General features: G+C 71.7%; 26 protein-coding genes. 8 read left to right on the top strand and 18 right to left on the bottom strand.

Features of this window, described 5'->3' with window-relative positions; genetic code table 11:
• Nucleotides 1-143: 143 nt before the first annotated feature.
• Entirely contained in the window at nucleotides 144-821 is a 678-nt protein-coding gene (locus tag ACFY0F_RS34255; RefSeq protein ID WP_141311399.1) for a response regulator transcription factor, read from the bottom strand.
• A 410-nt stretch (nucleotides 822-1,231) separates the two neighbouring features.
• Between ACFY0F_RS34255 and ACFY0F_RS34250 the strand changes: the two genes are divergently transcribed.
• Nucleotides 1,232-2,728 carry an oligopeptide:H+ symporter gene (locus ACFY0F_RS34250; RefSeq protein WP_388803285.1) on the top strand — a complete coding sequence of 499 codons (1,497 nt, stop codon included), beginning with the start codon at nucleotides 1,232-1,234 and terminating at the stop codon, nucleotides 2,726-2,728.
• A gap of 108 nt (nucleotides 2,729-2,836) precedes the next feature.
• Here the strand turns inward: ACFY0F_RS34250 and ACFY0F_RS34245 are convergent, their stop codons facing one another.
• The 6 genes from ACFY0F_RS34245 to ACFY0F_RS34220 form a co-directional block, all read right to left on the bottom strand.
• Entirely contained in the window at nucleotides 2,837-4,132 is a 1,296-nt protein-coding gene (locus ACFY0F_RS34245) for a hypothetical protein (RefSeq protein ID WP_388803282.1), read from the bottom strand.
• Nucleotides 4,133-4,143: 11 nt separating this feature from the next.
• Nucleotides 4,144-5,202 (bottom strand): hypothetical protein, encoded by a 1,059-nt coding sequence (locus tag ACFY0F_RS34240; RefSeq protein WP_388803279.1) that lies wholly within the window; start codon nucleotides 5,200-5,202, stop codon nucleotides 4,144-4,146.
• The gene (locus tag ACFY0F_RS34235; RefSeq protein WP_388803277.1) at nucleotides 5,199-6,068 is read right to left on the bottom strand and encodes a hypothetical protein; all 870 of its coding nucleotides are present in this window, start codon (nucleotides 6,066-6,068) and stop codon (nucleotides 5,199-5,201) included. Before ACFY0F_RS34235 ends, ACFY0F_RS34240 begins: the two co-directional genes overlap by 4 nt.
• A gap of 28 nt (nucleotides 6,069-6,096) precedes the next feature.
• A complete protein-coding gene (locus ACFY0F_RS34230) occupies nucleotides 6,097-6,789 on the bottom strand; it encodes an LPXTG cell wall anchor domain-containing protein (RefSeq protein WP_388803274.1) in 693 nt (230 codons plus the stop codon).
• Nucleotides 6,790-7,019: 230 nt separating this feature from the next.
• On the bottom strand, nucleotides 7,020-7,574 hold the full coding sequence (locus ACFY0F_RS34225) for an ATP-binding protein (RefSeq protein ID WP_388803271.1): 555 nt from the start codon (nucleotides 7,572-7,574) through the stop codon (nucleotides 7,020-7,022).
• Nucleotides 7,575-7,948: 374 nt separating this feature from the next.
• A complete protein-coding gene (locus tag ACFY0F_RS34220; protein ID WP_388803268.1) occupies nucleotides 7,949-8,326 on the bottom strand; it encodes an STAS domain-containing protein in 378 nt (125 codons plus the stop codon).
• 281 nt (nucleotides 8,327-8,607) lie between these two features.
• On the opposite strand from ACFY0F_RS34220, the gene ACFY0F_RS34215 reads away from it, so the two are divergent.
• A complete protein-coding gene (locus ACFY0F_RS34215; RefSeq protein ID WP_388803265.1) occupies nucleotides 8,608-9,501 on the top strand; it encodes an RNA polymerase sigma factor SigF in 894 nt (297 codons plus the stop codon).
• A 242-nt stretch (nucleotides 9,502-9,743) separates the two neighbouring features.
• On the opposite strand, the gene ACFY0F_RS34210 is transcribed toward ACFY0F_RS34215, so the two are convergent.
• The 3 genes from ACFY0F_RS34210 to ACFY0F_RS34200 are packed head-to-tail and all read right to left on the bottom strand — an operon-like array spanning nucleotide 9,744 to nucleotide 10,992.
• Nucleotides 9,744-10,115: an MmcQ/YjbR family DNA-binding protein gene (locus ACFY0F_RS34210; RefSeq protein ID WP_388803261.1), complete on the bottom strand. Its 372-nt coding sequence runs from the start codon at nucleotides 10,113-10,115 to the stop codon at nucleotides 9,744-9,746.
• On the bottom strand, nucleotides 10,112-10,507 hold the full coding sequence (locus tag ACFY0F_RS34205) for an MmcQ/YjbR family DNA-binding protein (protein ID WP_388803258.1): 396 nt from the start codon (nucleotides 10,505-10,507) through the stop codon (nucleotides 10,112-10,114). The genes ACFY0F_RS34210 and ACFY0F_RS34205 overlap by 4 nt, the downstream gene beginning before the upstream one ends.
• Nucleotides 10,508-10,560: 53 nt before the next feature.
• The gene (locus tag ACFY0F_RS34200) at nucleotides 10,561-10,992 is read right to left on the bottom strand and encodes a YybH family protein (RefSeq protein WP_388803255.1); all 432 of its coding nucleotides are present in this window, start codon (nucleotides 10,990-10,992) and stop codon (nucleotides 10,561-10,563) included.
• Nucleotides 10,993-11,137: 145 nt separating this feature from the next.
• On the opposite strand from ACFY0F_RS34200, the gene ACFY0F_RS34195 reads away from it, so the two are divergent.
• Nucleotides 11,138-12,163: a helix-turn-helix domain-containing protein gene (locus tag ACFY0F_RS34195; RefSeq protein ID WP_388803252.1), complete on the top strand. Its 1,026-nt coding sequence runs from the start codon at nucleotides 11,138-11,140 to the stop codon at nucleotides 12,161-12,163.
• Between the two features lie 39 nt (nucleotides 12,164-12,202).
• Here ACFY0F_RS34195 and ACFY0F_RS34190 read toward each other — a convergent pair whose 3' ends face one another.
• A complete protein-coding gene (locus ACFY0F_RS34190) occupies nucleotides 12,203-12,928 on the bottom strand; it encodes a dienelactone hydrolase family protein (RefSeq protein WP_388803249.1) in 726 nt (241 codons plus the stop codon).
• A 160-nt stretch (nucleotides 12,929-13,088) separates the two neighbouring features.
• Nucleotides 13,089-13,760, bottom strand: a complete 672-nt coding sequence (locus ACFY0F_RS34185; RefSeq protein ID WP_388803246.1) for a DUF4097 family beta strand repeat-containing protein — start codon at nucleotides 13,758-13,760, stop codon at nucleotides 13,089-13,091.
• 224 nt (nucleotides 13,761-13,984) lie between these two features.
• Between ACFY0F_RS34185 and ACFY0F_RS34180 the strand changes: the two genes are divergently transcribed.
• Nucleotides 13,985-14,719 carry a helix-turn-helix domain-containing protein gene (locus ACFY0F_RS34180; protein ID WP_388803243.1) on the top strand — a complete coding sequence of 245 codons (735 nt, stop codon included), beginning with the start codon at nucleotides 13,985-13,987 and terminating at the stop codon, nucleotides 14,717-14,719.
• Here ACFY0F_RS34180 and ACFY0F_RS34175 read toward each other — a convergent pair.
• The 6 genes from ACFY0F_RS34175 to hutU all read right to left on the bottom strand — a co-directional run bounded on the left by ACFY0F_RS34175 (nucleotide 14,712) and on the right by hutU (nucleotide 21,713).
• Nucleotides 14,712-15,635 carry an RNA polymerase sigma-70 factor gene (locus ACFY0F_RS34175; RefSeq protein ID WP_388803240.1) on the bottom strand — a complete coding sequence of 308 codons (924 nt, stop codon included), beginning with the start codon at nucleotides 15,633-15,635 and terminating at the stop codon, nucleotides 14,712-14,714. The two genes, ACFY0F_RS34180 and ACFY0F_RS34175, sit on opposite strands and share 8 nt — an antisense overlap.
• Nucleotides 15,636-15,691: 56 nt before the next feature.
• Nucleotides 15,692-16,165: a carboxymuconolactone decarboxylase family protein gene (locus ACFY0F_RS34170; RefSeq protein WP_388803237.1), complete on the bottom strand. Its 474-nt coding sequence runs from the start codon at nucleotides 16,163-16,165 to the stop codon at nucleotides 15,692-15,694.
• A 106-nt stretch (nucleotides 16,166-16,271) separates the two neighbouring features.
• A complete protein-coding gene (gene hutI, locus ACFY0F_RS34165) occupies nucleotides 16,272-17,447 on the bottom strand; it encodes an imidazolonepropionase (protein WP_388803235.1) in 1,176 nt (391 codons plus the stop codon).
• Nucleotides 17,448-17,488: 41 nt separating this feature from the next.
• A complete protein-coding gene (locus ACFY0F_RS34160) occupies nucleotides 17,489-18,838 on the bottom strand; it encodes a formimidoylglutamate deiminase (RefSeq protein ID WP_388803233.1) in 1,350 nt (449 codons plus the stop codon).
• Nucleotides 18,835-20,052 (bottom strand): allantoate amidohydrolase, encoded by a 1,218-nt coding sequence (locus tag ACFY0F_RS34155; protein WP_388803231.1) that lies wholly within the window; start codon nucleotides 20,050-20,052, stop codon nucleotides 18,835-18,837. Before ACFY0F_RS34155 ends, ACFY0F_RS34160 begins: the two co-directional genes overlap by 4 nt.
• A complete protein-coding gene (gene hutU, locus ACFY0F_RS34150; RefSeq protein WP_388803228.1) occupies nucleotides 20,049-21,713 on the bottom strand; it encodes a urocanate hydratase in 1,665 nt (554 codons plus the stop codon). Before hutU ends, ACFY0F_RS34155 begins: the two co-directional genes overlap by 4 nt.
• Nucleotides 21,714-21,865: 152 nt before the next feature.
• On the opposite strand from hutU, the gene ACFY0F_RS34145 reads away from it, so the two are divergent.
• The 4 genes from ACFY0F_RS34145 to ACFY0F_RS34130 all read left to right on the top strand — a co-directional run bounded on the left by ACFY0F_RS34145 (nucleotide 21,866) and on the right by ACFY0F_RS34130 (nucleotide 25,223).
• The gene (locus ACFY0F_RS34145; protein WP_388803225.1) at nucleotides 21,866-23,233 is read left to right on the top strand and encodes a diaminopimelate decarboxylase; all 1,368 of its coding nucleotides are present in this window, start codon (nucleotides 21,866-21,868) and stop codon (nucleotides 23,231-23,233) included.
• Nucleotides 23,234-23,405: 172 nt separating this feature from the next.
• The gene (locus ACFY0F_RS34140) at nucleotides 23,406-23,798 is read left to right on the top strand and encodes a hypothetical protein (RefSeq protein ID WP_388803222.1); all 393 of its coding nucleotides are present in this window, start codon (nucleotides 23,406-23,408) and stop codon (nucleotides 23,796-23,798) included.
• Entirely contained in the window at nucleotides 23,795-24,616 is an 822-nt protein-coding gene (locus ACFY0F_RS34135) for a transcriptional regulator (RefSeq protein WP_388803219.1), read from the top strand. The genes ACFY0F_RS34140 and ACFY0F_RS34135 overlap by 4 nt, the downstream gene beginning before the upstream one ends.
• 31 nt (nucleotides 24,617-24,647) lie before the next feature.
• On the top strand, nucleotides 24,648-25,223 hold the full coding sequence (locus ACFY0F_RS34130) for a roadblock/LC7 domain-containing protein (RefSeq protein ID WP_388803216.1): 576 nt from the start codon (nucleotides 24,648-24,650) through the stop codon (nucleotides 25,221-25,223).
• Nucleotides 25,224-25,227: the final 4 nt, after the last annotated feature.

Genomic DNA, 25,227 nt, shown 5'->3' with positions numbered 1-25,227 from the left:
ACGACTGGGGCGAGTGAACCCGCCAAGGGGCGCGGGGCCGCATCGACCTGCGGCTCCGTCGCGGGGCGCGACCAGCCACGGAACACCCTCAGCCGCCGACGAACCTGAAGGCTCGAGCTCGAAGGCGAACCGGCAAAACCCGCTCAGCTCTTCTCGAACCGGAAGCCCACACCCCGCACCGTGGCGATGTACCGGGGATTCGCGGCGTCGTCGCCGAGTTTCTTCCGCAGCCACGAGATGTGCATGTCCAGCGTCTTGGTGGACGACCACCACGTCGTGTCCCAGACCTCGCGCATCAGCTGGTCCCGCGTGACCACCCGGCCGGCGTCCCTGACCAGCACCCGCAGCAGGTCGAACTCCTTGGCGGTGAGCTGCAACTCCTCGTCGCCCATCCAGGCCCGGTGCGACTCGACGTCGATCCGCACGCCGTGCGTGGCCGGCGGCTGCTGCGGCTCGGCGGCGCCGCGCCGGAGCAGGGCCCGGACCCGGGCGAGCAGTTCGGCGAGCCGGAAGGGCTTGGTGACGTAGTCGTCGGCGCCCGCGTCCAGGCCGACGACGGTGTCCACCTCGTCGGCCCGCGCGGTCAGGATGAGGATCGGGACGGTGTGGCCCTCGGCACGCAGCCGGCGGGCGACCTCCAGGCCGTCCATGCCGGGCAGGCCGAGGTCCAGCACGACCAGGTCGACGCCGCCCTGGATGCCGGCGTCCAGCGCGGTGGGTCCGTCCTCGCGCACCTCGACCTCGTAACCTTCCCGGCGCAGGGCGCGGGCCAGCGGCTCCGAGATGGACGCGTCGTCCTCGGCGAGCAGTACACGGGTCATGAGCTGATGGTAGTCCGCCCGCGCGTTCTGCTGGGGTGTGATCGGACTCCGGGATTCTTACCTTGGGGCACAGTGGTACGAACCTATGGCCGACAGGTGCGATCGTAGGAGATACCTTCGAAACCGGTGTCCAGTCATGGCGACACCTGTGATCCGTGTCTCAAGTCCTTCCATATCAGGCGGTGTCCTGCCGTATGGTGAGTTGAACGCCTGTGGCACGCGGCAGACCTTCGGCGCTCGTTCGACGCTGAAGGTCTCTTTTGTGCGTTCGCCGACCACTGTCGGCCAGAGGACCACCCAGGGCCGGGGCCGCTACGCGCGTCAACCCGTGCAGAGGCGTGGAACCCCGCTCCCCCCAACCGGGCGCGCACCAGCTCATCGCGGCGCGTCCCGACCAGCAAGGAACGACCATGGCGTCCAGCCTGACGAAGGACTCGGTCCGCCGGGGCACCCCCGGCTCCGACAAGACCTTCTTCGGCCACCCCCGCGGACTGGCCACCCTCTTCATGACCGAGATGTGGGAGAGGTTCTCCTTCTACGGCATGAAGGCGCTGCTCCCGCTGTACCTGGTGGCCCCGGCCGGGCTGCACCTGGGCGCGGCCACCGCGACCGCGATCTACTCGGTGTACCTGTCCCTCGTGTACCTGCTCACCCTGCCCGGCGGCTGGTTCGCGGACCGCGTCCTCGGTCCCCGCAAGACGGTCGCCGTGGCCGGCGTGGTCATCATGCTCGGCCACCTGACCCTGGCGCTGCCGAACTCCGGCACGTTCTACGCGGGCCTCGGTCTGGTCGCCATCGGCTCCGGTCTGCTGAAGGCCAACATCTCCACGATGGTCGGCCACCTGTACGACGGTCCGGACGACCCGCGCCGTGACGGTGGCTTCACGCTCTTCTACATCGGCATCAACGTCGGTGCCTTCGCCGCTCCGCTGGTCATCGGCACCGTCGGCCAGGAGGTCAACTGGCACCTCGGCTTCGCGCTCGCCGCGCTCGGCATGGCGCTCGGGCTGGCCCAGTTCCTGCTCGGCACGCGTCACCTGGACTCCCGCTCGGACGTCGTGCCCACCCCGCTGTCCGCCGAGGAGAAGGCGGCCACCCTGCGCAAGGCGGCCCTGTGGGCGGGCGTCGCGGTGGTGTTCTACGCCGTCGTCGGCTTCTCCGGCGTCTACACCCTCAACTGGGTGATGGTCCCGATCATCATCTCCGGTCTGCTCATCCCGGTCGTCGTGATCGCCCGGATCAAGCGGGACCGGGAGCTGGACCGCACCGAGCAGTCGCGGATGTCGGCGTACATCTGGTTCTTCGTCGCGGCGGCCGTGTTCTGGATGATCTACGACCAGGGCGGCTCGACCGTGTCGATCTTCGCCGACAGCAGCGCCGAGAACTCCCTCTTCGGCTGGAAGTTCCCGGTCTCCTGGTACCAGTCGGTCAACCCGGTCATGATCATGGCGTTCGCGCCGGTCTTCGCCGCGCTGTGGCTCGCCCTGAACCGGCGCGGCAAGGAGCCGAGCACGGCGACCAAGTTCGCCGGCGGCCTGGTCCTGATCGGCGCGTCCTTCTTCCTCTTCCTCGCCCCGCTCGCGATCGCCGACGGCGGTCACAAGGCGGCCGCGATGTGGATGGTGGCGATCTACTTCGTGCAGACCGTCGGTGAGCTGCTGCTCTCCCCGGTCGGCCTGTCCGTCACCACGAAGATGGCGCCCGCCAAGTACGCCTCGCAGATGATGGGCGTCTGGTTCCTGGCCGTCACCGCCGGTGACGCCACCACGGGTCTGCTGGGTGTCGCCGATGTCGACCTCAACAAGACGGGCATCGTGGCCCTGGAGGCGGCCCTCGCCGTTCTCGCCGGTCTCGCGGTGTGGATGTACCGCAAGAAGGTCAAGGAGCTCATGGGCGACGTGCGCTGACGCACGCCGAAGGCTCCGCGGAGGGCCGTCGCATCCCGTCCGGGACGCGACGGCCCTCCGGCCGTTTCAGCGCGGCCGTTTCACCGCGGCCGTTTCATCCCGGCCGTTTCAGCGGGTCCGCCGGCCCGGCAGGAACGTGAACACGGCACCGCCCAGCAGGATCGCCGTGCCCGAGACCAGGCCTAGGGCCTTCAGGGCGCCGTGGTCGCTCGCACCCGTCTCGGCCAGGCCGCCGCTGCCGCTGCCGCCGGAGGAGGAGGCGCCGCCGGAGGAGGAGGTGCCGCCGGAGGTCGAGGTCCCCCCGGAGGCGCCGCCCGGCTGCGGGCTGGTGTCCAGGGTCAGGGAGACCTCGGTCTTCGTCGGCGTGCAGGTCGTCGTCGTACCGAGGGCCTTGACCGTCAGCACACCCGGGGACAGGGTCGACTTGCCGCCGGCGCCCGGCTTGTAGGTGCCGGTCAGGTCCGGGATCGCTATCGGGTCGCCGGTCTTGATGTCGGCGGCGTTCGTCGGGCCCTCGACGTGCACCGTGCCCTTGTCCGCGCCGCCCAGCACGACGTCCATCGACGGTTTCACGGAGCCCTTGGGGATGGGCGCCGGGCTGTCCATGACCGACTTCTTGAACTGCACGGTGAGGTCGAAGCTCCCGCCGTTCTTCTTCGCGTTGATCTGCACCGGCGAGGTCGCGCTCTTGTCACCGAGGGGCGTCTTGCAGGCGTACGGGATCTGGACCTCCTTGCCGGTGAAGTCCGTCTGGCCGGTGCCGCCGCTGGCGCTGGAGGTCACGGTCGGGCTGGAGGACCTGGTCGGGGTGGCGGACTTCGTGCCGGTGCCGCCGCCCGCCGACACCTGGATGGTCGCCGAGGGCTGCACCGTCTCGGTCGGCGTGCACTTGGTGTCCGTCGACATGGCGTTGACGGTGTAGGCGTCCGGTGTCAGCTTCACCTCGCCGACCGTGGTCAGTTTCAGCGTGCCCTTCATGTCGGACAGCACCATCGCGCCGCCCTTGGGGATCGCCGGGTTCTCGCGCGGTCCCTGCATCGCGATGTCCGCGGTCTGCGCCCCGGACGCCTTGAGGGTGCCGGACGGCTGCACCGAGTTCGCGGGCAGGTCGATGATGTCCGGGTTCTTCGCCGCGGGCTGGGTGAACTTCCACACCACGTCCACGGTGTCGCCGACCTTCGCCGTGGCCGGTGCGGTGATCTCGACCTTCGTGGTGCCGTCGACGGGGTCGATGCCGGCGGGCGGCACGCAGTGGGTGGCGTACGAGACCTCGGCGGCCTCGGCGGAGCCGGCGCTCATGCCGAGCAGCACGCCGGCCGAACAGAGCACCAGCACGGCAGCCGCCGCACCCGCTCGCCGGACGACGGGTCCGCCGGTCGGTGTCACTCTCCTTCGCTTGCTCACTTGGGTCCCTTTCAGGTGGGAGTCGTCGGACTCGTCGGGCTGTCGTCGTGCGGTGCGGAGAGCCGGCCGGCCGCGCCCGGAGCGGAGTCCGGGGTGAACCACGGCAGGGTCGAGTCGGGGGCGGGGGGCGCCTGAGGGGTACGGGAGCCGGGCAGTCGCAGGGTCGGCGGTGCGCGGCGGGGCCCGCGCCGCCCGCCGCTCGCCCGGCGCGGCCGGATCCGGTCCACCACCGCCATGCCGACACGGAACAGCGCGGCCGGTACGACGAGGCACAGCAGCAGCCAGAACAGGGTCACGCCCCAGGGGTGGCCCACGCCCCAGGGCTGCTCGGCGAGCACCTTGCCGCCGTACTTCACGGAGACGGTGTAGTCGCCGTGTGCTCCGGCCGCGAGCTCGACGGGCAGCTCGATCCGCGCCTTCCCGCCGGGCGCCAGGGTGCCGCGCCACTGCTGGTCGTCCCATTCGGGGGCGAAGACGCCGTGTGCGGTGCCGACCTTGAACACGGGGTTCTTGATGTCGCCGGGGCCGGCGTTGCCGACGGTGAAGACCAGGGTGCGGGACGGCGGCGCCCCGAACCAGGTGAGCAGCCCGCTCGACCCCGACAGCCGGGTGTCGCTGAGGAGGAGGAGCCGGCCTCCGAAGGACTCGGCGGGCAGCGGCTCGACCGGGTGCCCGGCGACCTTCAGCGCCGCGTCGGCGTTCGCCTTCGCGCCGGTGACGGTGGCCACGTGCACCACGCAGGGGCACGGCACCGGCGGCTCGGCGACCGGCACCCTCCTGCTGAAGCCGCCCTTCGCGTCGGTGGTGACGGCCCGGCCGTCCGCGTTGGCGCAGGAGTTGGTGCCGCCGATCACTCCCCGGGCGGGGGTGGCCCGTCCGCAGACCAGCACCATCAGCAGTGTGTGCGGCCGCCAGCCGCTGCCGCTGACGGTGAGCGAACCGCCGGCGCCCGCCTGGGACGCGGACAGCTCGACACCGGGCCCGGAGGCCGCCGACGCGCCGCCCGCGAGGGGCAGCAGGAGCAGCGCGAGGACCACCACCAGTGCCGGGATCCGCCCCTTGCCGCTCATCGCACCGCTCCTGCCTGTCCCTGGTGCGTCGACCGGATCTGTTCGACCGAGGATGCGAACTGCGGCGTGCGACGCCTGCGCCGACGTACCGCCACGGCGGTGGCCGACACGGCCGCCGCCCCCGCCCCCGTGCCCGTCATCGCAGCCCACGGGACGAACCGCGCCGACGTGCCGGCCGTGGCGTGTGCCCCGCCGGACGCCGTCACCGTCAGCCGTACGTCGACCGCGTCCAGCGCGGGCCGGTCGGGCCACGGCTCGTCGAGCCGCAGCCGCTCGCCCGGGGGGAGCCGGACGGGCAGGGTGCGCGGGGCGCGGTCCAGGACCCGGCGGCCGAGGACGCCGTCGGCGCGCACCGCGAGCGTCGGCACGAGGGCGGTCGTACCGCGGTTGACCAGCTCGTACGAGATGCGGTCGCCGTGCACGGCGACGTGCTCGACGGTCAGCGCGGACAGCGCCGGTCCGACGGCCCTCAGGCGTACGCCCACGGTCGCCGTACGGCCCTCGCCGTCCCGCGCGACGATGGTGCCGGCACGGTCGCCGGGCCCGGTGCCGGGCGGGACGGTCACCGTGAAGGGCACGTCGGCGCGGGTGCGGGCGGGGACGCGGACCCGGGTCTCGGCGAAGGCGACGCGGACGCCGGTGCCGGTGAGGCGTACCGAGAGTGGCCTGCCGCCGGGGTTGGTCACGGAGACCGTGTCCCGCAGGACCGCCCCGGGGGCGCCCTCGGCGTAGACGGACGGGCGGTCGCCGCCCAGGGGAGCGAGTGTCCAGGAGTCGGCGGCCGAGGCGGTCGGGGCGGCGACGAGCAGGCTCAGGAGGGAGGCCGGCAGCAGGGACAGGCGGCTGACGCGGGTGGCGGACGGCATGGGCGGCTCCAGCGCTCGTACCCGGGGTTCAGCGGCGTACGGCCTGGTTCCGGCGGGTCAGCCACAGCGCACCCGCCGCACCCGTGAGGAGGACGGTGCCGCCGAGCGTGCCCAGTGCTATCGCGGAGTCCTCGGGGCCGGTCCGGGGCAACTGCCCGCCGGAGTCGGCGCCGCCGCCCGATGACGACGAGGAACCGGAACCGGAGCCGCCGCTCGCCCCCGCGACGTCCAGGGTCAGGGACGGTTGGGGATTGTTGGTCGGGGTGCAGGTGGTCGTCGTGCCGAGTGCCTTGATGGTGAGCACGCCCGCCGTGAAGGTGACCTTGCCGGACTTCTTCGGGGTGTAGGTGCCGCTCAGGTCGCTGATCTTGATGGGGGTGTTGGCGGGTATCGCGGCCTGGTTGGCCGGGCCGGACACCGCGAGCGTGCCGCTGTCGGCGCCGCCGAGCCTGATGGTGGCGCTCGGGTTCATCGCGCCCTTGCCGAGCTCGACGGGGCTGGAGGAGACGCCCTTCTGCCAGCTCATGGTGATCTTGTAGCCGGTGCCGCTCCTGACGCCCTTGATGTCGATGGGCGAGAGGGCGCTCTTGTCACCGATGGGCGTCTTGCACTGGTAGTTGACGTTCACGACGTCGGCGTGGGCCATGGGTGCGGCCAACAGCACCGCGGAGCCGGCCAGGGCCGCGGCGGACGCGAACGCGGCGGTTCGTTTCGGGTACACGGCCCACCTCTTTCCTGACGGCGCATCAGATGGGCCGTCAAGGTACGCCCGGGGTCGTGAGGAAGGAAGAGACGGCGCACACCGGAGTTGTGACGATCCGGCGTGCGGCATTACCCGGCCCGTCCGGGGGACGGCAGCCCCCCGGCGGGGTCGAAGGGGCAGGGCCCCTGGGGGTGGGAAGGGGGCAAGGGAGGCGGGGAGCGAGGCCCTCTCGCCCCCGCCCGGAAGGCCTACGCCGGAGCGCCCAGCTCCGCCCACACCGTCTTGCCCGACGCCCCCGGCGTGCGGACGACACCCCAGTCCAGGCACAGCCGCTGGACGATGAACATGCCATGACCGCCCGGCCGTCCGGCGCGATGCGGGGTGCGCGGCGCGGGCTGACCACTGCCACGGTCGGTGACCTCTATCCGGATCACCTTGTTGTCGCAGGTCAGAACCAGCTCATCGGGCCCCTCAGCATGCAGACAGGCGTTGGTGACCAGCTCGGAGACGACCAGCAGTACGTCCTCGGCGGCGGCCCGCTGATCGGCGGACGCGGCGGGCAGCCAGCCCCACGCGTACAACGCCTGGCGGGTGAAGTCACGGGCGAGCGGCACGACACCGCTCTCGCCGTCCAGACGCAGCCGTCGCTCCTGGCGGGGCCTGCGGCCCCCCTCCGCCGGCACGGACGGCACCGCTGCCTTCGCGGACACGCCCGACTCCGGCGTACCCCCCTCGGACGCCCCGGAAGCGCCGCTGGGCTCCGGGCCGCGGTCGCCCGGCGAGTAAGGCCGGGTGGTGCTCATCAGCGCTTCACCTCACCGATTCACCGTTCACGATTCAGAAGTCGTTCATATAGATCTTGTTACCCATCCCTGTACATACCAACGGGTCACCCGTCGAGGCCGACCGATACCAACCGATCCCCATCAGTACCGTGGACACCGACGTATTCCAGCCGGTTCCACTCGGTTCCCGCTCGGTTCCCGTCCGCACCCACCGACCCGACCGGCGGCCCACCGTGGGCGCCGATGCCTTTCGGTACGTACGTCGTACGCGGGCCGTTCGCCGGTTCCCCGATGTTCCCGCACCCCGGCACCGACAGGTTCAGGATGTCTCCTGCCCGGGCGAGCCGGGGCGACACCCCTTACGTCGGGCATGGCGCCGCGGGCGACGGCGTTCAGCCGGAGTCGTCCGCCAGGGCCTCCTCGACGGAGGCATGGACGGTGAAGACCGCCTCCGCCCCCGTGATCTCGAACACACGCGCAACGACCGGGAGCATGCCCGCCAGATGCACGCCGCCCCCGGCGGCCTCCGCCCGCAGCCGCGCACCGAGCAGCACGTTGAGCCCCGTGGAATCGCAGAACTCCAGCCGTGAGCAGTCCACGACGAGGCGCGAGAAACCCTTGTCGAGGAGGTCGTCGAGGGGTTCACGCAACAGATCGGCGGTGTGGTGATCGAGCTCACCCGCCGGTGTCACTACGGCGCTGGAACCCTCTTCCCGCACCTCCACCAGAAGCCGGCCCGACTGTGCGCTGCCGACCGTCCCGCGGTCCATGCCGTGTCTCTCCCGAGGTCGTGGTGCTGCCTGTTGCTCTGCTGACACCCGGCCGGAGCCAGGTTGATGCCCTCGAACACTACGCCTTCCACACGCACTCCGACACCCGAACAACCCCACACAAACGGACATAACCTACCAAAATGCACTTGCGGCAGTCATGCGGAAGCGGGTAGGGCTAGTAAGGACACGCACCCGACACGGCCGGCTTTGGAGGCGCCGCACACCGCAGTGCACGCACGGCTTCGGCAGCCTTATGCCGAGAACGATGGAGGACACCCATGTCACCCCGGCTCGACGCATCGCATACCCGGACGGCGACGTCGACACCCCCACCGGAACAACTGGATCCCATCGATCCCGCGGATCCCATCGACGGGCTCCCGGAGATCCCCCCGTACGACGAGATCGCCCCTCTCGACGCACGCGCCCTCTCCAAGACCCTGTTCGAGCGACTGGAGTCGCTCGAGGAAGGGACGCCCGAGTACTCGTACGTCCGCAACACCCTCGTCGAACTCAACCTCGCCCTGGTCAAGTTCGCCGCCTCCCGTTTCCGCTCCCGCAGCGAGCCGATGGAGGACATCATCCAGGTCGGCACCATCGGCCTGATCAAGGCGATCGACCGCTTCGAACTCTCCCGTGGCGTGGAGTTCCCCACGTTCGCGATGCCAACCATCATCGGCGAGATCAAGCGCTTCTTCCGCGACACGTCGTGGTCGGTGCGCGTCCCGCGCCGGCTCCAGGAGCTCCGGCTCGACCTGGCGAAGGCCGGTGACGAGCTGGCCCAGAAGCTCGATCGCGCGCCGACGCCGGTCGAACTCGCCGAGCGGCTGGGCATCTCCACCGACGAGGTCGTCGAGGGCATGGCCGCCTCGAACGCGTACACCGCCTCCTCGCTGGACGCCCAGCCCGAGGAGGACGACACCGAGGGTGCGCTCGCGGACCGCATCGGCTACGAGGACCACGGGCTCGAAGGCATCGAGTACGTGGAGTCGCTCAAGCCGCTGATCGCCGAGCTCCCGGCCCGGGACCGGAAGATCCTCTCCCTCCGGTTCGTGGCCAACATGACCCAGTCAGAGATCGGCGAGGAACTCGGCATCTCGCAGATGCACGTGTCGCGACTGCTGTCGCGCACGCTGGTGCGGCTGCGCAAGGGGCTGACCGTCGAGGAGTGAGGTCCGCGAGGTTTCTCCGGGGCGCCCGGAGAGACCTCGTTCACCTCTTGCACCGGCGCCGCCCGCTCACCCCGTCATGCGTCGTCGTCACCGAAGAGATCCCGCTCACAGGAGGCGTGGACGGCCCTCCACCATCGACGCACGCTCCTGCCGCTCGGCCGCAGGGGCAGCAGTTCCTCCAGGTCGCCGATGCCGGCGCGGCCGTCCAGACGTGAGGTGGAGCGCTTTCCCGTTCGGGGTGGTCAGGTGGTCCGGGCGGGCCGCCGGCCGGGGGGCACCGAATCGAGGACGAGGTCGTAGGAGTCGGTGACCAGCTCCTCGACCAGCGCGGCAGTGATCCCCGGGCCGGCGCCCACGGAGACCCAGTGGGTCTTGGCGAGGTAGCGTCCGGCGGTGATCGACGGATACGCGTCCCGCAACCGCCGCCCGCGTTCCGGCTCCGCCTTGACCGTGATGATCCGCTCACCGGGATCGTCCGTGACGATCAGGAAGACCTTCCCGCCGACCTTGTGGACGTCCAGCTTCTCGGTGAAGGGACGGCTGCTGCCGGAGCCGGGCAGCGCCTCGGCCGCGCGGCGTGCCGTCTGCTGCAGCCGAAGCCCGGTGAGGGTCATCGCGGGGCGCGGTCTCCCCGGTCGTATGTCGCCGGGTCCACGGGCTGCCGTGCCTTCGGGAGCCCCGCGACCACCAGCCGGTAGGAGTCGGTCACCAGTTCCTCGACCAAAGCGCGGTCGAGGGAGTCCCCGCCGTGCAGGGTGATCCAGTGCCGCTTGTTCATGTGGTATCCGGGGGTGATCTCGGCGTGCTGCGCGCGCAGCGCCACTGCCTCGTCGGGCGCGGACTTGAGGATCACCAGCGGCTCCCCGGTGACGTCGGTCATCAGCATGAAGACCTTGCCGCGCACCTTGTGCACGTCCCACTCCGGGCCGAAGGGATGCTCCAGTGCGGTGCCTGGCAGGCCCTCGGCGAACTCGGCTGCCGTCTGCTGCAGCTCCTTGCCGTTCATGACGTTCAGCTCCTTGCTCCGTGTACGACGGGACACACCCAACGGCAGGCCGCTCAGGAAGCGATCTTCTCCGTCACCGTCCGGGTGAACGCCCAGTTGGAGTGCACGATGCGCCACTGGCCGTCGATCAGCTTGTAGCCGTGCGAGGCGTTCCAGGCGCGCAGCTGCTGTTCCATGCCGTTCTCGTCGAGAACGAAGGTGTTCAGGTTGTACGCCAGGACGGCGAAGTCGCCGGCGTCGCTGACGTGGACCTGCGGGTTGAGGTACTCGCTGCGCACGATGTGCGGGTTGGAGTAAAGGGAGTCGATCCAGGCGATGACCTTGTCCCGGCCGACCACGATGTTCTCGAGGATCGGGTCGAAGTAGCTGACCTCCTCGGCGAACGCGTCGAGGTAGCCGCGGTTGTCGCCGGCGCTCCATCGCTCGTTGAAGGACTTCTCCAGCTCGATGATGGTCTTGCTGATCTCTTCCTTGCTGACGCCCATCCCCTATGCCTTTCAGAGGTGTTGTGGCCGGCCGTATCCGCCCGGCGTGCGCCCGCGTACTCCAGGCGCCAACGGCCCGACTGTCCGGGCTCCGCCAGTAATGATTTCCGAGGGCTGGGCGTTTTGGGCGTTAGACTGCGGACACATGATGGTCGGCAGCGGACAGTCGGACGGGGCGAAGGAATCCGTTCCTCCGTCGGATGCACCCGCCCCTCTGTACGGCTTCCAGCCCCCGGTCGGTACTCCCTTCGGGCTGGAGGTGACCACCGTCGAGGACTTCTTCGTCCAGCACGACGACTGGCCGTGGAACCCGCCTCGCCCCGGCCGAGCCACCTTCCACTACCTCATCGCGGTCACGGAGGGCGAGTTGCTGCACGACGTCGACCACGCCACCCGCACCGTCGCCCCCGGCCAGTGGCTGTGGGTGCGCCCCGGGCACGTGCAGTGCTGGCACCAACCGGGTGCCGCCCGCGGCCCGTTCATCCTGTTCGAGCCAGGTGTGCTGCGGCCCGACATCGCCCGCCTGCTGGCCCCGCTCACCGCGCACGACGCCCCGCCCGTTCTGACCCCGCACGCCGACGACGCCACCTGGCTGCAGGAGACCGCGCTCCAGCTCCTGGACGAGCACCGCGCGTTGGGACGCCGCCCGTTGGACGCCCACCACGCGCTGCGGCGCGGCCTGCTCGAATCACTGCTCCTGCGCCTCGTGTACTCGCCGGGCGTCGCCCGGGCCGTTCCCGCTGCCGCTCCCGATACGTACGGGCGGTTCCTGGACGCCCTGGAGCTCCACTTCCGGGACAGGCACCGGGCCGAGGACTACGGTGAACTGCTGGGTTGTTCGGTACGCACCCTCAGCCGCGCCGCCCGGCAGGCGACCGGCAAGGGGGTACGCGACCTCATCGACGAACGACGCCTCCTCGAAGCACGCCGGCTCCTCGGCAGCGCCGGATGGAGCGCCCGCGCGGTCGCCGCCCACCTCGGTTTCACCAACTCGTCCAACTTCGGCCGCTTCTTCCGCCGCCACACCGGCCATGCCCCCGCCGCCTACGCGGCACAGTCACCACCCCGGGAAGACAACTCCGGCCCGGGCTCCGGCCAGGGTCTTCAAGGCGCCGACCCGGCCGCGCCCCCCACCGCGGGTCCGGGCCTTCGCGCATCCGGGAGCCTGTGAACAAACCCCCATCTGCGCGGCGGCGTCCGGCACGCACGCTCACTCCGTCATGGGCAGGCACTCGGTGAGCAGGTCGACGACGTCCCGCCAGGCGCGCTGCGCGTGCTGCGGGTGGTGGCCGACGCCGGGACGCACGGTGTGGTCGACCGGTGGGTGATGGAAGGCGTGCAAGGCGCCGCCGTAGACCACGAGGCGCCAGTCGACCCCCGCAGCCTGCATCTCGGCGGTGAACGCGTCCCGTTGCGCAGGCGGCATGATCGGGTCTTCCGACCCGACCCCGGCCCACACCGGGCAGTGAATGCGCGCCGTCTCGCCTGGCCGGCCCGTGGTCAGTCCGTTGACTGTCGCGATCGCGCGCAGGTCGACGCCGTCGCGCCCGAGTTCCAGCGCGATTGCGCCCCCGGTGCCGTAGCCGACGGCGGCGATCCGGTCGGGGTCGGTCCGCGGCTCGGCACGGAGCACGTCGAGCGCCGCGTGGCCGATGCCTCGCATCCGGTCGGGGTCGGCGAGCAGCGGCAGGCAACGGGCCAACATCTCCTCGGGGTCGCCCAGATAGCGCCCGCCGTGGAGGTCGAAGGCCAGGGCCACGTAACCCAGTTCGGCGAGCGCGTCGGCCCGGCGGCGCTCGACGTCACTGAGCCCCATCCCCTCGGGCCCGACCAGGACCGCGGGCCGGCGGTCGGCACCGGCCGGGAGCGCGAGGTGTCCGATCATCGTCAGGCCGTCGGCCGCGTATGCGATCGGGCGCGTTGCAACCGTCGTCATGAGCCTGGACTGTAGTGATCGTCGAGCCTGGCCGGGCCGGTGTTCTGCCGCCGGCAGAAGACAGGTCCTCGGCGTATTCCGGTGTTCCCAGGCTCTGATCGGCTGTCGCGGTCCTCGGACCGGTCGGCAGGGCTGACATCGGAGCCAGGCTTGGCCTCTCTCAGAGGCTGCGGGCGGTGATGTCGCCGTAGGCGGTGGTCGCGCTGATGTTCAGGGCGGCGTCGGCGCCGTCGGAGTTCTTGAGCGCGTTGTGGATGCGGCCGTAGGTGGTACCGGCGTCCAGGGAGGCGGAGACTCCACGGGCGGCGCCGATCGAGATCTCCCCGTGTTCGGTGCGCAGGGTGACCGTGCCGCGCACGGCCTCGGCGATATGGAGGTCGCCCTTCTGGGTGCTGATCTGCGCGGAACCGCCCAGGCGGCCGACCGAGATGTCGCCGGCGAGGACGGCGAGACGGGCGTCGGCGGTCTCGTCTAGCTTGACGGTGGCCTGCTGGCCGTCGAAGACGACGTCGCCGAGCCGCCCAACGCCGCGGAACTCGGCGCTGGCAGCCTTAGCCTCGACGCGCGAGCCGGCGGGAAGCTGGACCGTCACCTCGATGGATCCGGAGGGGCCGAGGACCCGGCTCTTCGCCGCCGCGACCTCGATGCGCAGGACGCCGTCGGCGTATGCGACCTCGGTCTGCTCCGCAGCCTTCACGTCGCGCCCCTTCGAGGCGTCCGCGGGGAGGACCTCGACCGTGGTGTCGGTCCGGTCGGCGGCGATGAACCGGATGCTCCCGGCGGGGATGTCGAGGACGGCGGCGATCGGGGCGGGGGTGTCGAACTTCTGCATCGTGGTCTCCGGTGCTCGTCGTTTGTTTCTGACACTGGAAACGCTACGTTGCATTCATGGACACGGCAATAAGTTCGTTGCTTCCTAGCGACAAACGCACAGCTCAAAGGCAAAAATTCGTTGCAACGGCTCTGGATTTAATGCAACACCCCCCATTCGGAACGTTGCAATGAGCAGAGTGTGAACGCTATGCTCAAGGCACTACGAACCACAAAGGAGACACGATGCCGGGAGGCAGGCTCACCCAGCAGGAACGCCAGCAGATCGCGCTGGGGCTGGCCGACAGCCTCGCGTACGCGGAGATCGCCAGACGTCTGGAACGCCCCACCTCGACGATCACGCGCGAGGTGATGCGCAACGGCGGCCCCACCGCCTACCGCGCCGACCTGGCCCACCGCGCCACCGAGCGCCGCGCCCACCGGCGCAGGCAGGCCGTGCCCCGAGGACCGCAGGCCCGTGCGCAGGGGCAGGGACACGACACGGAGGCCGTGCGGGAGTACGAGGAGGCGTTCACCACCCTCCTCATGCAGCAGGGCCTGCCCAAGATGATGTCCCGGGTGCTGGTGTCCCTCTACACCAGCGACACGGGCAGCCTCACGGCGTCCGAACTCGTCCAGCGCCTCCAGGTCAGCCCGGCGTCCGTCTCCAAGGCGGTCGCGTTCCTCGACGGCCAGGGCCTCATCCGCCGGGAGCGCGACGAACACCGCCGCGAGCGCTATGTCGCCGACAACGACGTCTGGTACCAGGGCATGATCGCCGCCGCCCGCTCCCACGCCCAGCTCGCCGAGACCGCGCGGCAGGGCGTCAGCGTCCTCGGCCGTGACTCCCCCGCCGCCGTCCGCCTCGAAAACATCGCCCGCTTCGTCGATTTCGTCGGTGAGAGCATGATCCGTGCGGCGGAACAGGCCCGCGAGGTCCTCTACACGAAGGCCGAAACGACCTCGGGCAGCGCTACCTGAGCGACCGGCGGGCCCGCCTCAGCTCGCGGTCGACGGCCCAGGCGTCGGCGACCGGGCCGAGGTGGCCGAGCTTGTCCGGGTTGATGACCGTGCGGATGGTCTGGATCCGCCCGTCGAGCACGTCGAGGGCCAGCGTGTGCAGGACTCGGCCGTCCCGGTCGCGGAAGACCGCGCCGGGCTGGCCGTTGACCTCGTGCGGCTCGAACGTCACGTCGATCCGGGCCAGCCAGGGGAAGACGGAGGCGAGCAGCCGGGCCACGTTCTCCGCCCCTGCGACGGCCCTGGCAAGCTGCGGGGCCTTGCCGCCGCCGTCCCCGACCAGTTGGACGTCGGCGGCCAGCAGGTTCCGCAGCGCGCCCACGTCGCCGTCCTTCAACGCGTCGAAGAACCGCGCCGCCAGCTCCTGCCGCTCCCGGCGGTCCGCTTCGAACCGTGGCCGCCCGGCCTGCATGTGCCGCCGTGCCCGCACCAGCAACTGCCGGCACGCGTCCTCGGAACGCCCCACCGCCGCGGCGACCTCGTCGAACCCGAAGGCGAACACCTCCCGCAGCACGAACACCGACCGCTCCAGCGGGCTGAGCCGCTCCAGCAGCAGGAGCGCCGCCGTCGACACCGAGTCGGCCAGCTCCGCCGAGCGCGCCGGATCCTCGTACGGGTCGCTCAGCAGCGGTTCGGGGAGCCACGGACCCACGTACGCCTCCCGCCGCACGCGCGCGGAGCGCAGTACGTCGATCGAGACCCGTGTCACCGTGGCGGACAGAAACGCCTTGGCCGAGGCGGGCGGGGTCGACGAGCCGTCGAAGCGCAGCCATGTCTCCTGCACCGCGTCCTCGGCCTCGCTCACGCTGCCCAGAATCCGGTAGGCGATCGAGAACAGCAGCGGCCGCAGCTCCTCGAACTCCTCCACCTTGTTCACGCCGAACCCCCTCCCCTTGGCACCTTCTCACCCGGCCGTGCTGAGCTCACGCCGTCTCAGTGGAACTGTCCGGGCTCGTAGTCGCCGGCCGGCTGCTGGGTGATGATGTTCAGCCGGTTCACCGAGTTCATGAAGGAGACCAGGATGACCAGGGCGGTGAGCTGTTCCCCGTCATAGTGCTTGGCGGCGTACGCCCACACCTCGTCGCTGACGCCCGTGGCCGCGTCCGCGACCCTGGTCCCCTCCTCCGCCAGCGCCAGCGCGGCACGTTCGGCCTCGGTGAAGACGGTGGCCTCCCGCCACGCCGCCACCAGGTTCAGCCGCACCGGGGTCTCACCGGCCGCGGCGGCATCCTTGGTGTGCATGTCGATGCAGACGGCGCAGCCGTTGATCTGGCTGACGCGCAGCGCCACCAGCTCCTGCGTCGCGGCCGGCAGCGGCGAGTCCTTGAGGGCCTTGCCCGCCGACATGAAGTACTTGAGGGCCTTGCCGGCGGTGGGGCTGGCGAAGTAGTTCAGTCGCGCGTCCATGAGGTGCTCCTCGGTTGCTCGGGAGTGGCTACACCCCCGAGACGAGACAGCCCGGCCTCCTGTGACACGGGCGAATGTGACCCGCTTCACCCGGGCGTCGGTGCGGTCACATCACCGGCATGCCTCGCCGCCAGACCTGCTTCACCAGCGGCACCCCCGGCCGGTAGGCGAGGTGCACGTGACTCGGCGCGTCCAGCAGGGTCAGGTCGGCGTACGCGCCCGGGCTGACGCGGCCGATGTCCTCGCGGCGCAACGCCGCCGCCCCGCCCGCCGTCGCGGACCACACCGCCTCGTCCGGGGTCATCCCCATGTCCCGTACCGCGAGGGCGATGCAGAAGGGGACCGAGGAGGTGAAGGAGGAGCCGGGGTTGCAGTCCGTGGACAGGGCCACTGTGACGCCCGCGTCCAGGAGGCGGCGGGCGTCGGGCCACTGGGCGCGGGTGGAGAACTCGGCGCCGGGCAGCAGTGTGGCCACCGTGCGGCCGCTCGCCAGCGCGTCGACGTCCGCGTCCGTGAGGTGGGTGCAGTGGTCGGCGCTGGCCGCGTCGAGCTCGACGGCCAGTTGCACGCCGGGGCCGTAGGAGAGCTGGTTGGCGTGGATACGGGGGTGGAGGCCCTTCGCCTTGCCGGCGGTGAGGATCGCGCGGGCCTGGTCGCCGTCGAAGGCGCCCTTCTCGCAGAAGACGTCGATCCAGCGGGCGTGCGGGGCGCAGGCGTCGAGCATCTCTCCGGTGACCAGGGCGACGTACCCCGCCGGGTCCTCGGCGTAGTCGGGCGACACGATGTGCGCGCCCAGGTAGGTGACCTCGTCCGTGTGCGCGGCCGCGATGCGCAGGGCGCGGGACTCGTCCTCGACCGTCAGGCCGTAGCCCGACTTCGTCTCGAAGGTGGTGGTGCCCTGGCGGAGGGCCTCGCTCAGGTAACGGGTGAGGTTCGCCTCCAGTTCCGCGTCCGTCGCCGCCCGTGTCGCCGCGACCGTCGTGCGGATGCCGCCGGCGCTGTAGGGGCGGCCTGACATACGGGCGTTGAACTCGGCCGTGCGGTCGCCCGCGAAGACCAGGTGCGAGTGGGAGTCGACGAAGCCCGGCAGCACCGCCCGGCCGCCCGCGTCGACCCGATTGTCAGTGGCGGGTGCTTTGCTGGTTTCACCGGTCCACGCGATGCGGTCGCCGTCGATGACGACGGCCGCGTCCTGGATCAGACCGAGAGGGGAACCGTCGCCGAGGGAGGGGTCGTTGGTGACCAGCGTGGCGATGTTGGTGATGACGGTGCTGCTGCTCATGGCGTCCTCGTGGGTGGTGGGGGTCCGACGGCTGCCCGGCCTCAGCCGCGCAGGACTTCGATCGCCTCTGCCAGCGCCGACGGCACATCCGGTACGAGGGCGTGGACGCCGTCCCGTACGACGTGCCGTCCCGCCACGATCGTGTGCCGTACGTCCGCTGCCGTCGCGGCGAATACGGCCGTCTCGGCGCCCAGCCGAGGCAGCGGCCCGGCCGTCCTGACGGAGTCGAGCGCGATCGTCGTGAGGTCGGCGAGCGCGCCGGCCTCGATGGTGCCCGCACCGTCCCAGCCCAGCGCCGCGTGACCGTCCGCGGAGGCCGCGCGCAGCAGGGCGGCGGCGGTCCAGTGGCCCCGCGCGCGGGTGCGCAGCCGCTCGTCCAGTTCCATCGCGCGCGCCTCCTCGAGCAGGTCGACGACGGCGTGGCTGTCGGAGCCGAGGGAGAGTGGGGAGCCGGCGCGCTGGAGTGCCGCGGCGGGGCCGATGCCGTCGGCGAGGTCGCGTTCGGTCGTCGGGCACATGCAGGTGCCGGTGCGCGAGCCGCCGATCAGGGCGATGTCCTCGTCGGTGAGGTGGGTGTTGTGCACGCCGGTGGTCCGCGGGCCGAGGACGCCGTTGTCGGCGAGCAGCCGGGTGGGGGTGCGGCCGTGTGCCGCGAGGCAGGCGTCGTTCTCGGCGGTCTGCTCCGACAGGTGCACGTGCAGCGGGGCCCGCCGTGCCTCGGCCCACCGGGCCACCGTCGCCAACTGGTCCGCGGGCACGGCCCGTACGGAGTGGATCGCCGCCCCGATCCGTGCGTGATCCCGCTCCTTGAGAACTGAACAGCGTGCGGCCCAGGCCTCGGCGGTCCCGTCGGAGAAGCGGAGCTGGTGACTGTTGGGCGGCTGTCCGAAGCCGGAGGACAGGTAGCAGGTGTCGAGGAGGGTGATGCGGATCCCGGCTTCGGCGGCGGCCGCGATCAGGGCTTCGCCCATGGCGTTGGGGTCGGCGTACGGGGTGCCGCCGGGGGCGTGGTGCACGTAGTGGAACTCGCCGACCGCCGTGACACCGGCCAGCGCCATCTCGGCGTACACGGCGCGGGCCAGGGCGTGGTAGGTGTCCGGGGTGAGCCGGTCCGCGAAGGAGTACATCACCTCGCGCCAGGTCCAGAAGGTGCCCGAGCCGACCTGGACGGTGCCGCGCAGGGCGCGGTGGAAGGCGTGGCTGTGGGCGTTCGCCAGGCCCGGCAGGGTCAGGCCGCGGAGGATCTCCGCGCCCGGCGGCGGGGCGGGTGTCTCCGTGCGGACGGCCGTGATCCGGCCGTCCGCCACCTCCAGCAGTACCCCGGGCTCGACGTGGGTGTCGAGCCAGGCGTGCTCCAGCCAGTACGACCGCGTCGGCTCAGTCGTCGTCACGTGCAGGCCAGCCCTTCCAGTACGTCGGCGAGCGCGGTCACCCCGGCCACGCAGTCGTCCTCGGCGGCGAACTCGGCCGGGGAGTGCGAGACGCCGGTGGGGTTGCGTACGAACAGCATGGCGGTCGGGATGTGCCCGGAGAGGATTCCGGCGTCGTGTCCGGCGCCGGTGCCCAGCACGGGTACCCGCAGGTCCGTGTCCCGGCCCAGGATGCGGGCGAGTTCGTCCCGCAGGGCGTGGTCGAACTCGACGACCGGCGTGAAGGACTCGCGCACGACGTCGAGGTCGACCCCGTGCGCGGTCGCGTACTCGCGCGCGGCCTTCTCCACGCCCGTGACCACCGTGTCGAGGGTCTCCTGGTCGGCGGCGCGGGAGTCGAGCCAGCCGCGCACCAGGGAGGGGATGGCGTTGACCCCGTTGGGCTCCACCGCGATCTTGCCGAAGGTGGCCACGGCGCCGGCGAGTTCGGCCTCCCGGCGGGCTGCGAGCACGGTTTCGGCGTACGACAGCATCGGGTCGCGGCGGTCCACCAGCCGGGTGGTGCCGGCGTGGTTGGCCTCGCCGCGGAAGTCGAAGCGCCAGCGTCCGTGCGGCCAGATGGCACTGGCGATGCCGACCCGGTCGCCGGACAGGTCCAGCGCCCGGCCCTGCTCGACGTGCAGTTCGACGAAGGCGCCGATCCGGGCGAGCCGCTCCGGGTCGGGCCCGACGGCGTCGGGGTCGTACCCGGCGGCCTCCATGGCCTGCGGCAGCGTGATGCCGTCGCCGTCGGTCAGCCGGTGCGCCTGTTCGACGGTGAGCTGCCCGGCGGTGAGCCGCGACCCGACACAGGCGAGCCCGAACCGGGCGCCCTCCTCGTCGCCGAAGTTGACGACGGCCAGGGGCCTGGCGAGCCGCGCTCCCCTCCCGCGCAGTTCGTCGAGGGCGGCGAAGGAGGACACGACCCCGAGGGGCCCGTCGAAGGCCCCCCCGTCCGGCACGGAGTCCAGATGCGACCCGGTGACGACGGCGTCCCCGGCGGCCGGGTCCCCCAGCCAGGCCCACTGGTTGCCGTTCCGGTCGACCTCGTAGGCCAGCCCGCGTGCCTCCGCCTGCTCCCTGAACCAGGCCCGGCAGTCGGCGTCGGCACCGGTCCAGGCGTAGCGGCGGTAGCCGCCGGAGGCGGAGCTGCGGCCGATCGGCAGCAACTCCGCCCACATGCTGTGGAAGGTCACGCCTGGTCACCCTCGCGCATCGGCACCCGCACCCCGCGCTCCTGCGCGACGGACTCCGCGATGTCGTACCCCGCGTCCACGTGCCGGATGACCCCCATCCCCGGGTCGTTCGTCAGCACCCGGCGGATCTTCTCCCCGCCGAGCTTCGTGCCGTCGGCGACGGTCACCTGCCCGGCGTGGATGGACCGGCCCATGCCGACGCCACCACCGTGGTGGATGGACACCCACGACGCACCCGAGGCCACGTTGACCATGGCGTTGAGCAGCGGCCAGTCGGCGATCGCGTCGGAGCCGTCGAGCATGGCCTCGGTCTCGCGGTACGGGGAGGCCACGGAACCGCAGTCCAGGTGGTCGCGGCCGATGGCCAGGGGGGCCGCCAGCTCGCCGGAGGCCACCATGTCGTTGAAGCGTTCGCCGGCCTTGTCGCGCTCGCCGTAGCCGAGCCAGCAGATACGGGCGGGCAGGCCCTGGAAGTGGACCCGTTCGCCGGCCATCTTGATCCAGCGGGCGAGGGACTCGTTTTCCGGGAAGAGGTCGAGGATCGCCTTGTCGGTCTTGGCGATGTCGGCGGGGTCGCCGGAGAGGGCCGCCCAGCGGAAGGGGCCCTTGCCCTCGCAGAAGAGCGGGCGGATGTAGGCGGGGACGAACCCGGGGAAGGCGAACGCGCGGTCGTATCCGGCGAGCTGGGCCTCGCCGCGGATGGAGTTGCCGTAGTCGAAGACCTCGGCGCCCGCGTCCTGGAAGCCGACCATGGCCTCGACGTGCCGGGCCATCGACTCGCGGGCGCGGGTGGTGAAGCCGGCCGGGTCCTTGGCGGCGGCGTCGGCCATGTCCTCGAAGGCGACGCCGAGCGGCAGGTAGGCCAGCGGGTCGTGGGCGGAGGTCTGGTCGGTGACGATGTCGATCGGTGCGTTCATCGCGAGGAGCTGCGGGACCAGTTCGGCCGCGTTGCCGAGGACGCCGATGGACAGCGGGCGTCGGGCGTCGCGGGCCTCGGTGGCGAGCTGCAGCGCGTGGTCGAGGGAGTCGGCCTTGACGTCGAGGTAGCGGTGCTCGATGCGGCGTTCGATGGCGCGCGGGTCGCAGTCGATGCAGATCGCCACGCCGTCGTTCATGGTGACCGCGAGGGGCTGGGCGCCGCCCATGCCGCCGAGGCCGGCGGTGAGGGTGATGGTCCCGGCGAGGGTGCCGCCGAACTTCTTGGCGGCGACGGCGGCGAAGGTCTCGTAGGTGCCCTGGAGGATGCCCTGGGTGCCGATGTAGATCCAGGAGCCGGCGGTCATCTGGCCGTACATGGTCAGGCCGAGGGCCTCCAGACGGCGGAACTCCTCCCAGTTGGCCCAGTCGCCGACGAGGTTGGAGTTGGCGATGAGGACGCGCGGAGCCCACTCGTGGGTCTGCATGACGCCGACCGGGCGGCCGGACTGGACGAGCATGGTCTCGTCCTGCTTCAGCCCCTTCAGCGTCCGCACCATCGCGTCGAAGGAGCGCCAGTCACGGGCCGCCTTGCCGGTGCCGCCGTAGACGACGAGCTTGTCGGGGTGCTCGGCGACCTCCGGGTCGAGGTTGTTCTGCAGCATCCGCAGGGCGGCCTCCTGCTGCCAGCCCAGGGCGCTCAGTTCCGTACCGCGCGGGGCTCGTACGGGGCGGGGTCCCGACATCGTCTGCCTCCTCCTGTTACTGCGTCTATTCAAATCATGTCCGCCTGAATAGAGCTAGTCAATACATCGGGGAGCCAAGTCCGTGCCGCATGGGTGTATGGCTGAAGTACCGGAGGAACAGGTACGTACACCGACGAAGGCGGGGAAAAACCGTGCAGCAGGGCATCGACGCAACAGGGGAAGGCCGCGCCGCCCGGCGTGACGAGGCGGTGCGGGCCGCCGTGCGACAGGGGCTGCTCGGCCACGGCGTCGTGGGACTGCTGGACGTCACCGGCATCCGGGAGTCGGCGGCCGAGTTGCGCGCCGCGTTCGAGGCGGTGTCGGCGCCGGGGACGCCGGTGCTGCACGCCTTCGCGGTGAAGGCGACCCCGCTGGTGCCGGTGCTGCGGCTGCTGCACGAGGCGGGGATCGGCGCGGAGGTGGCCAGCCCCGGCGAGCTGGCCCTGGCGCGGGCGGCCGGGGTTCCGCCGGAGCGGATCGTGCTGGACTCACCCGCCAAGACACCGCAGGAGCTGCGGGAGGCGCTGCTGCTCGGGATCGCCGTCAACGCGGACAATCCGCAGGAGCTGGCCCGCATCGATGCCGCGGTGCGTGCCGCGCCCAGCCCTCCCCCGCTCGGGATCCGGGTCAATCCGCAGATCGGCGGGGGCACGATCGAGGCGACCTCGACGGCGACGGAGACCTCGAAGTTCGGGGTGGCGCTGCGCGACGAGGGGGCCCGGGAGTGGGTCGTGCGGGCGTACCTGGACCGGCCGTGGCTGACCCGGCTGCACGCGCACACCGGCTCGCAGGGCATCCCGCTGTCGCTGATGGCACGCGGGGTGGCTCAGACGTACGGGCTCGCCGAGGAGATCAACGCGCGCGCGGGACGGCGGCAGGTCGACACGCTCGACATCGGCGGCGGCCTGCCGGTGAACTTCTACTCCGACGCGACGACACCCACGTACGCGCAGTACGCCAGGCTGCTGCGCGAGGAGGTCCCGGGGCTGTTCGACGGGCGGTACGGGCTGGTCACGGAGTTCGGGCGGTCGCTGCTGGCCAAGCACGGGACGGCCCTCGCCCGGGTGGAGTACACCAAGAGCGCGGGCGGGCGGCGGGTGGCGGTGACCCACGCGGGCGTGCAGGTGGCGGCGCGGACGGTGTACGTGCCGGGGGCGTGGCCGCTGCGGATCGCCGCCTACGACGCGGAGGGGCGGCCGAAGACGGGACCCGAGGTGGTCCAGGACATCGCCGGGCCGGCCTGCTTCTCGGGCGACCTGCTCGCGCAGGCGCGCGCCCTGCCGCTGCTGGAGCAGGGCGACCACGCGGCGGCTCTGGACACCGGCGCCTACTGCTTCGCATCCCACTACGCCTACAACTCCCTTTCCCGGCCCGGCGTTTACGGCTTCGCTCCGGACGGGGCGGGAGGCGTTGCGTTCGTGACGGTGCGCGAACCGCAGACGGTCGAGGAGATCGTGTCCGAATCCGGAGGGGCGCACGTCACCGCCCTCACCACCCTAGGCGCGTCCGGGCGCCGTTGACGCACCCCCACGTTCACTCGATCAAGTGGGATGACCCCAGGGCAAGTTGACCCACACTAGCCCCCCGGAAGCATGTTCCACTGGAAAATGCCAGAAGGCTCACCTGCCACGCACACGTTGCGTAGTGTCTGCGTCACTCAGCCGGAGTCCCAGGCGGGAGGGGAGCCCAACGGTGCCCGGAATCGACGAGTGCTTGCTGGAAGCGATGCGCCTGCCCGGTGCCCGGGGGGCGGCGCTGGTGGACTGGACGAGCGGGCTGGCACTGGGCACGGTCGGGGACTCCCCCGGCGGTGACCATGAGACCACCGCCGCCGAGGCGGCGGAGCTGGCCCGGCTGGCCGCGGAGCACGGGGCGTTCGCCGCCGCCGGGGAGGCGGAGGACGCGCGTCCACCGGTCGAGGACCTGATCATCAGCAACCGGGACAGCTACCACCTGCTGCGGTTCGTCGACACGTCGTTCGACAGCACCGTGCTGCTGCACCTGTGGCTGACCCGGGAGGACGGCAATCTCGCCCTCGCCCGGATCAGGCTCGGCGAGATGGCTGCCGGGCTGGTGCTGGGATGACCATGGTCAGAACGCCTACGCCGCCGCCCCTGCCCGTGCGGGACAGAGCAGCCGAACGGGAGTGGGACCGCGCCGCCCTCTCGCCGATGCTGACCCGGCTCGCGGAGGAGCGGGCCACCGGTGTCCTCGTCCGCGAGCACGGCACCCTGCATCTCGCCGAGGGCCGGGTGGTGCATGCCGAGAGCCCCCTCGCACCCGGTCTCGGCCTGCTCCTCACGGCCCACGGCACACTCGCGCCGGCCACCTGGCGGCAGGCCGCGGAACGGGCCGGCGACGCGCCCGGCGCCGCCCGTCTGCTGCTCGGCGCCGGGCAACTGACGGCGGGCGCGCTGGAGCTGTGCCACCTGGGCGCGGTGTTCGACGCCGGGTACTTCGCCCTGGCCCCGAGCAGCACCCCCGGCCACTTCCGGTACGGGCCCGTGACCGCCCCGGCCACCCTGCACCCCGTCCCGGTCACCGTGCTGGAGCGGGAGACCCTGCGGCGCCGCCTGCTGCTGCACCGCGTCTGGCCGGAGCCGGCCACCGACAGCGCGCCGCTGATCCGGGCCGCCCCGCTCTCCGCCCCGCAGGTCACACCCCGCCAGCGCGCGGTCCTGGCCCGGGTGGACGGGGTCCGTACGGCGGCGGGCATCGCACTGGAGCTGGGCCGGCCCGCCTTCCACACGCTGATGGACGTACGACGCCTGGCGGCGGCCGGCCTGGTGGCACCGGACCCGGCGGTGCCCGCCCCGCCGGCTCTGCCACCGCCCCCGACCCCGGTCACCGACCCCGACATCGCGCTGCTGAAGAGGCTCAGGGATGCGCTGGAGGCCCTTTGAACGGCACCGCCCCGCCGAGAGGAGACATCTGATGGCGGCCGAGCCGGAGATCCACGTGATCCTGGACGAACTACGACGACTGCGCAGCCGCGTCCCCCAGCTCACCGGCGCCCTCGCCGCCGGCGTCGACGGCCTGGTGGTCGCCCACGACACCCCCGGCGTCGATCCGGAGGGGCTGGCGGCACTCACCGCGGCCGCGCTGGGCGTCGCCGTACGGGTCGCGGACGCCACCGGGCAGGGCGGCTTCCGTGAGCTGCTGGTCCGCGGCGAGCACGGCTATGTCGCCACCTACGCGGCAGGCCGCACCGCGGTCCTGACCCTGCTCGCCCAGGACCGTGTCAACGTCGGTCGGCTGCACCTGGAGGGCCGCCGCGCCGGCGCCCGGATCGGGGAGCTGGTCGACGCGGCGGAGGCGGCCGCCCAAGCCGCCCAGACGGCGCAGACCGCGCGGACGGCACCGACCGCCCAAGCCGCCCAGACCGCGCAGGCGGCCCAGCCCGCCCCGCGCGCCCGGTCGTCCGGCCGGAGCGCCACCGCACTGCCCCCCAGACCCACTCGCACGCCACGCGCCGCGGCCACCGACGCGCGCACCGCCACCGAAAGTTGAAAGG

Origin of the sequence: Streptomyces sp. NPDC001544 (assembly GCF_042894285.1) — a bacterium.
GTDB lineage: Bacteria > Actinomycetota > Actinomycetes > Streptomycetales > Streptomycetaceae > Streptomyces.
Note: the sequence above shows the minus strand (reverse complement) of the source record. Positions and strands in the feature narration are given on the sequence as shown.

Bases quoted from the DNA above. Each gene is read 5' to 3' on its own strand.
- ACFY0F_RS34255 (WP_141311399.1), bottom strand. From the start codon at position 821: ATGACCCGTGTACTGCTCGCCGAGGACGACGCGTCCATCTCGGAGCCG.
- ACFY0F_RS34250 (WP_388803285.1), top strand. From the start codon at position 1,232: ATGGCGTCCAGCCTGACGAAGGACTCGGTCCGCCGGGGCACCCCCGGC.
- ACFY0F_RS34240 (WP_388803279.1), bottom strand. From the start codon at position 5,202: ATGAGCGGCAAGGGGCGGATCCCGGCACTGGTGGTGGTCCTCGCGCTG.
- ACFY0F_RS34235 (WP_388803277.1), bottom strand. From the start codon at position 6,068: ATGCCGTCCGCCACCCGCGTCAGCCGCCTGTCCCTGCTGCCGGCCTCC.
- ACFY0F_RS34225 (WP_388803271.1), bottom strand. From the start codon at position 7,574: ATGAGCACCACCCGGCCTTACTCGCCGGGCGACCGCGGCCCGGAGCCC.
- ACFY0F_RS34220 (WP_388803268.1), bottom strand. From the start codon at position 8,326: ATGGACCGCGGGACGGTCGGCAGCGCACAGTCGGGCCGGCTTCTGGTG.
- ACFY0F_RS34215 (WP_388803265.1), top strand. From the start codon at position 8,608: ATGTCACCCCGGCTCGACGCATCGCATACCCGGACGGCGACGTCGACA.
- ACFY0F_RS34210 (WP_388803261.1), bottom strand. From the start codon at position 10,115: ATGACCCTCACCGGGCTTCGGCTGCAGCAGACGGCACGCCGCGCGGCC.
- ACFY0F_RS34205 (WP_388803258.1), bottom strand. From the start codon at position 10,507: ATGAACGGCAAGGAGCTGCAGCAGACGGCAGCCGAGTTCGCCGAGGGC.
- ACFY0F_RS34200 (WP_388803255.1), bottom strand. From the start codon at position 10,992: ATGGGCGTCAGCAAGGAAGAGATCAGCAAGACCATCATCGAGCTGGAG.
- ACFY0F_RS34195 (WP_388803252.1), top strand. From the start codon at position 11,138: ATGATGGTCGGCAGCGGACAGTCGGACGGGGCGAAGGAATCCGTTCCT.
- ACFY0F_RS34190 (WP_388803249.1), bottom strand. From the start codon at position 12,928: ATGACGACGGTTGCAACGCGCCCGATCGCATACGCGGCCGACGGCCTG.
- ACFY0F_RS34185 (WP_388803246.1), bottom strand. From the start codon at position 13,760: ATGCAGAAGTTCGACACCCCCGCCCCGATCGCCGCCGTCCTCGACATC.
- ACFY0F_RS34180 (WP_388803243.1), top strand. From the start codon at position 13,985: ATGCCGGGAGGCAGGCTCACCCAGCAGGAACGCCAGCAGATCGCGCTG.
- ACFY0F_RS34170 (WP_388803237.1), bottom strand. From the start codon at position 16,165: ATGGACGCGCGACTGAACTACTTCGCCAGCCCCACCGCCGGCAAGGCC.
- hutI (WP_388803235.1), bottom strand. From the start codon at position 17,447: ATGAGCAGCAGCACCGTCATCACCAACATCGCCACGCTGGTCACCAAC.
- hutU (WP_388803228.1), bottom strand. From the start codon at position 21,713: ATGTCGGGACCCCGCCCCGTACGAGCCCCGCGCGGTACGGAACTGAGC.
- ACFY0F_RS34135 (WP_388803219.1), top strand. From the start codon at position 23,795: ATGACCATGGTCAGAACGCCTACGCCGCCGCCCCTGCCCGTGCGGGAC.
- ACFY0F_RS34130 (WP_388803216.1), top strand. From the start codon at position 24,648: ATGGCGGCCGAGCCGGAGATCCACGTGATCCTGGACGAACTACGACGA.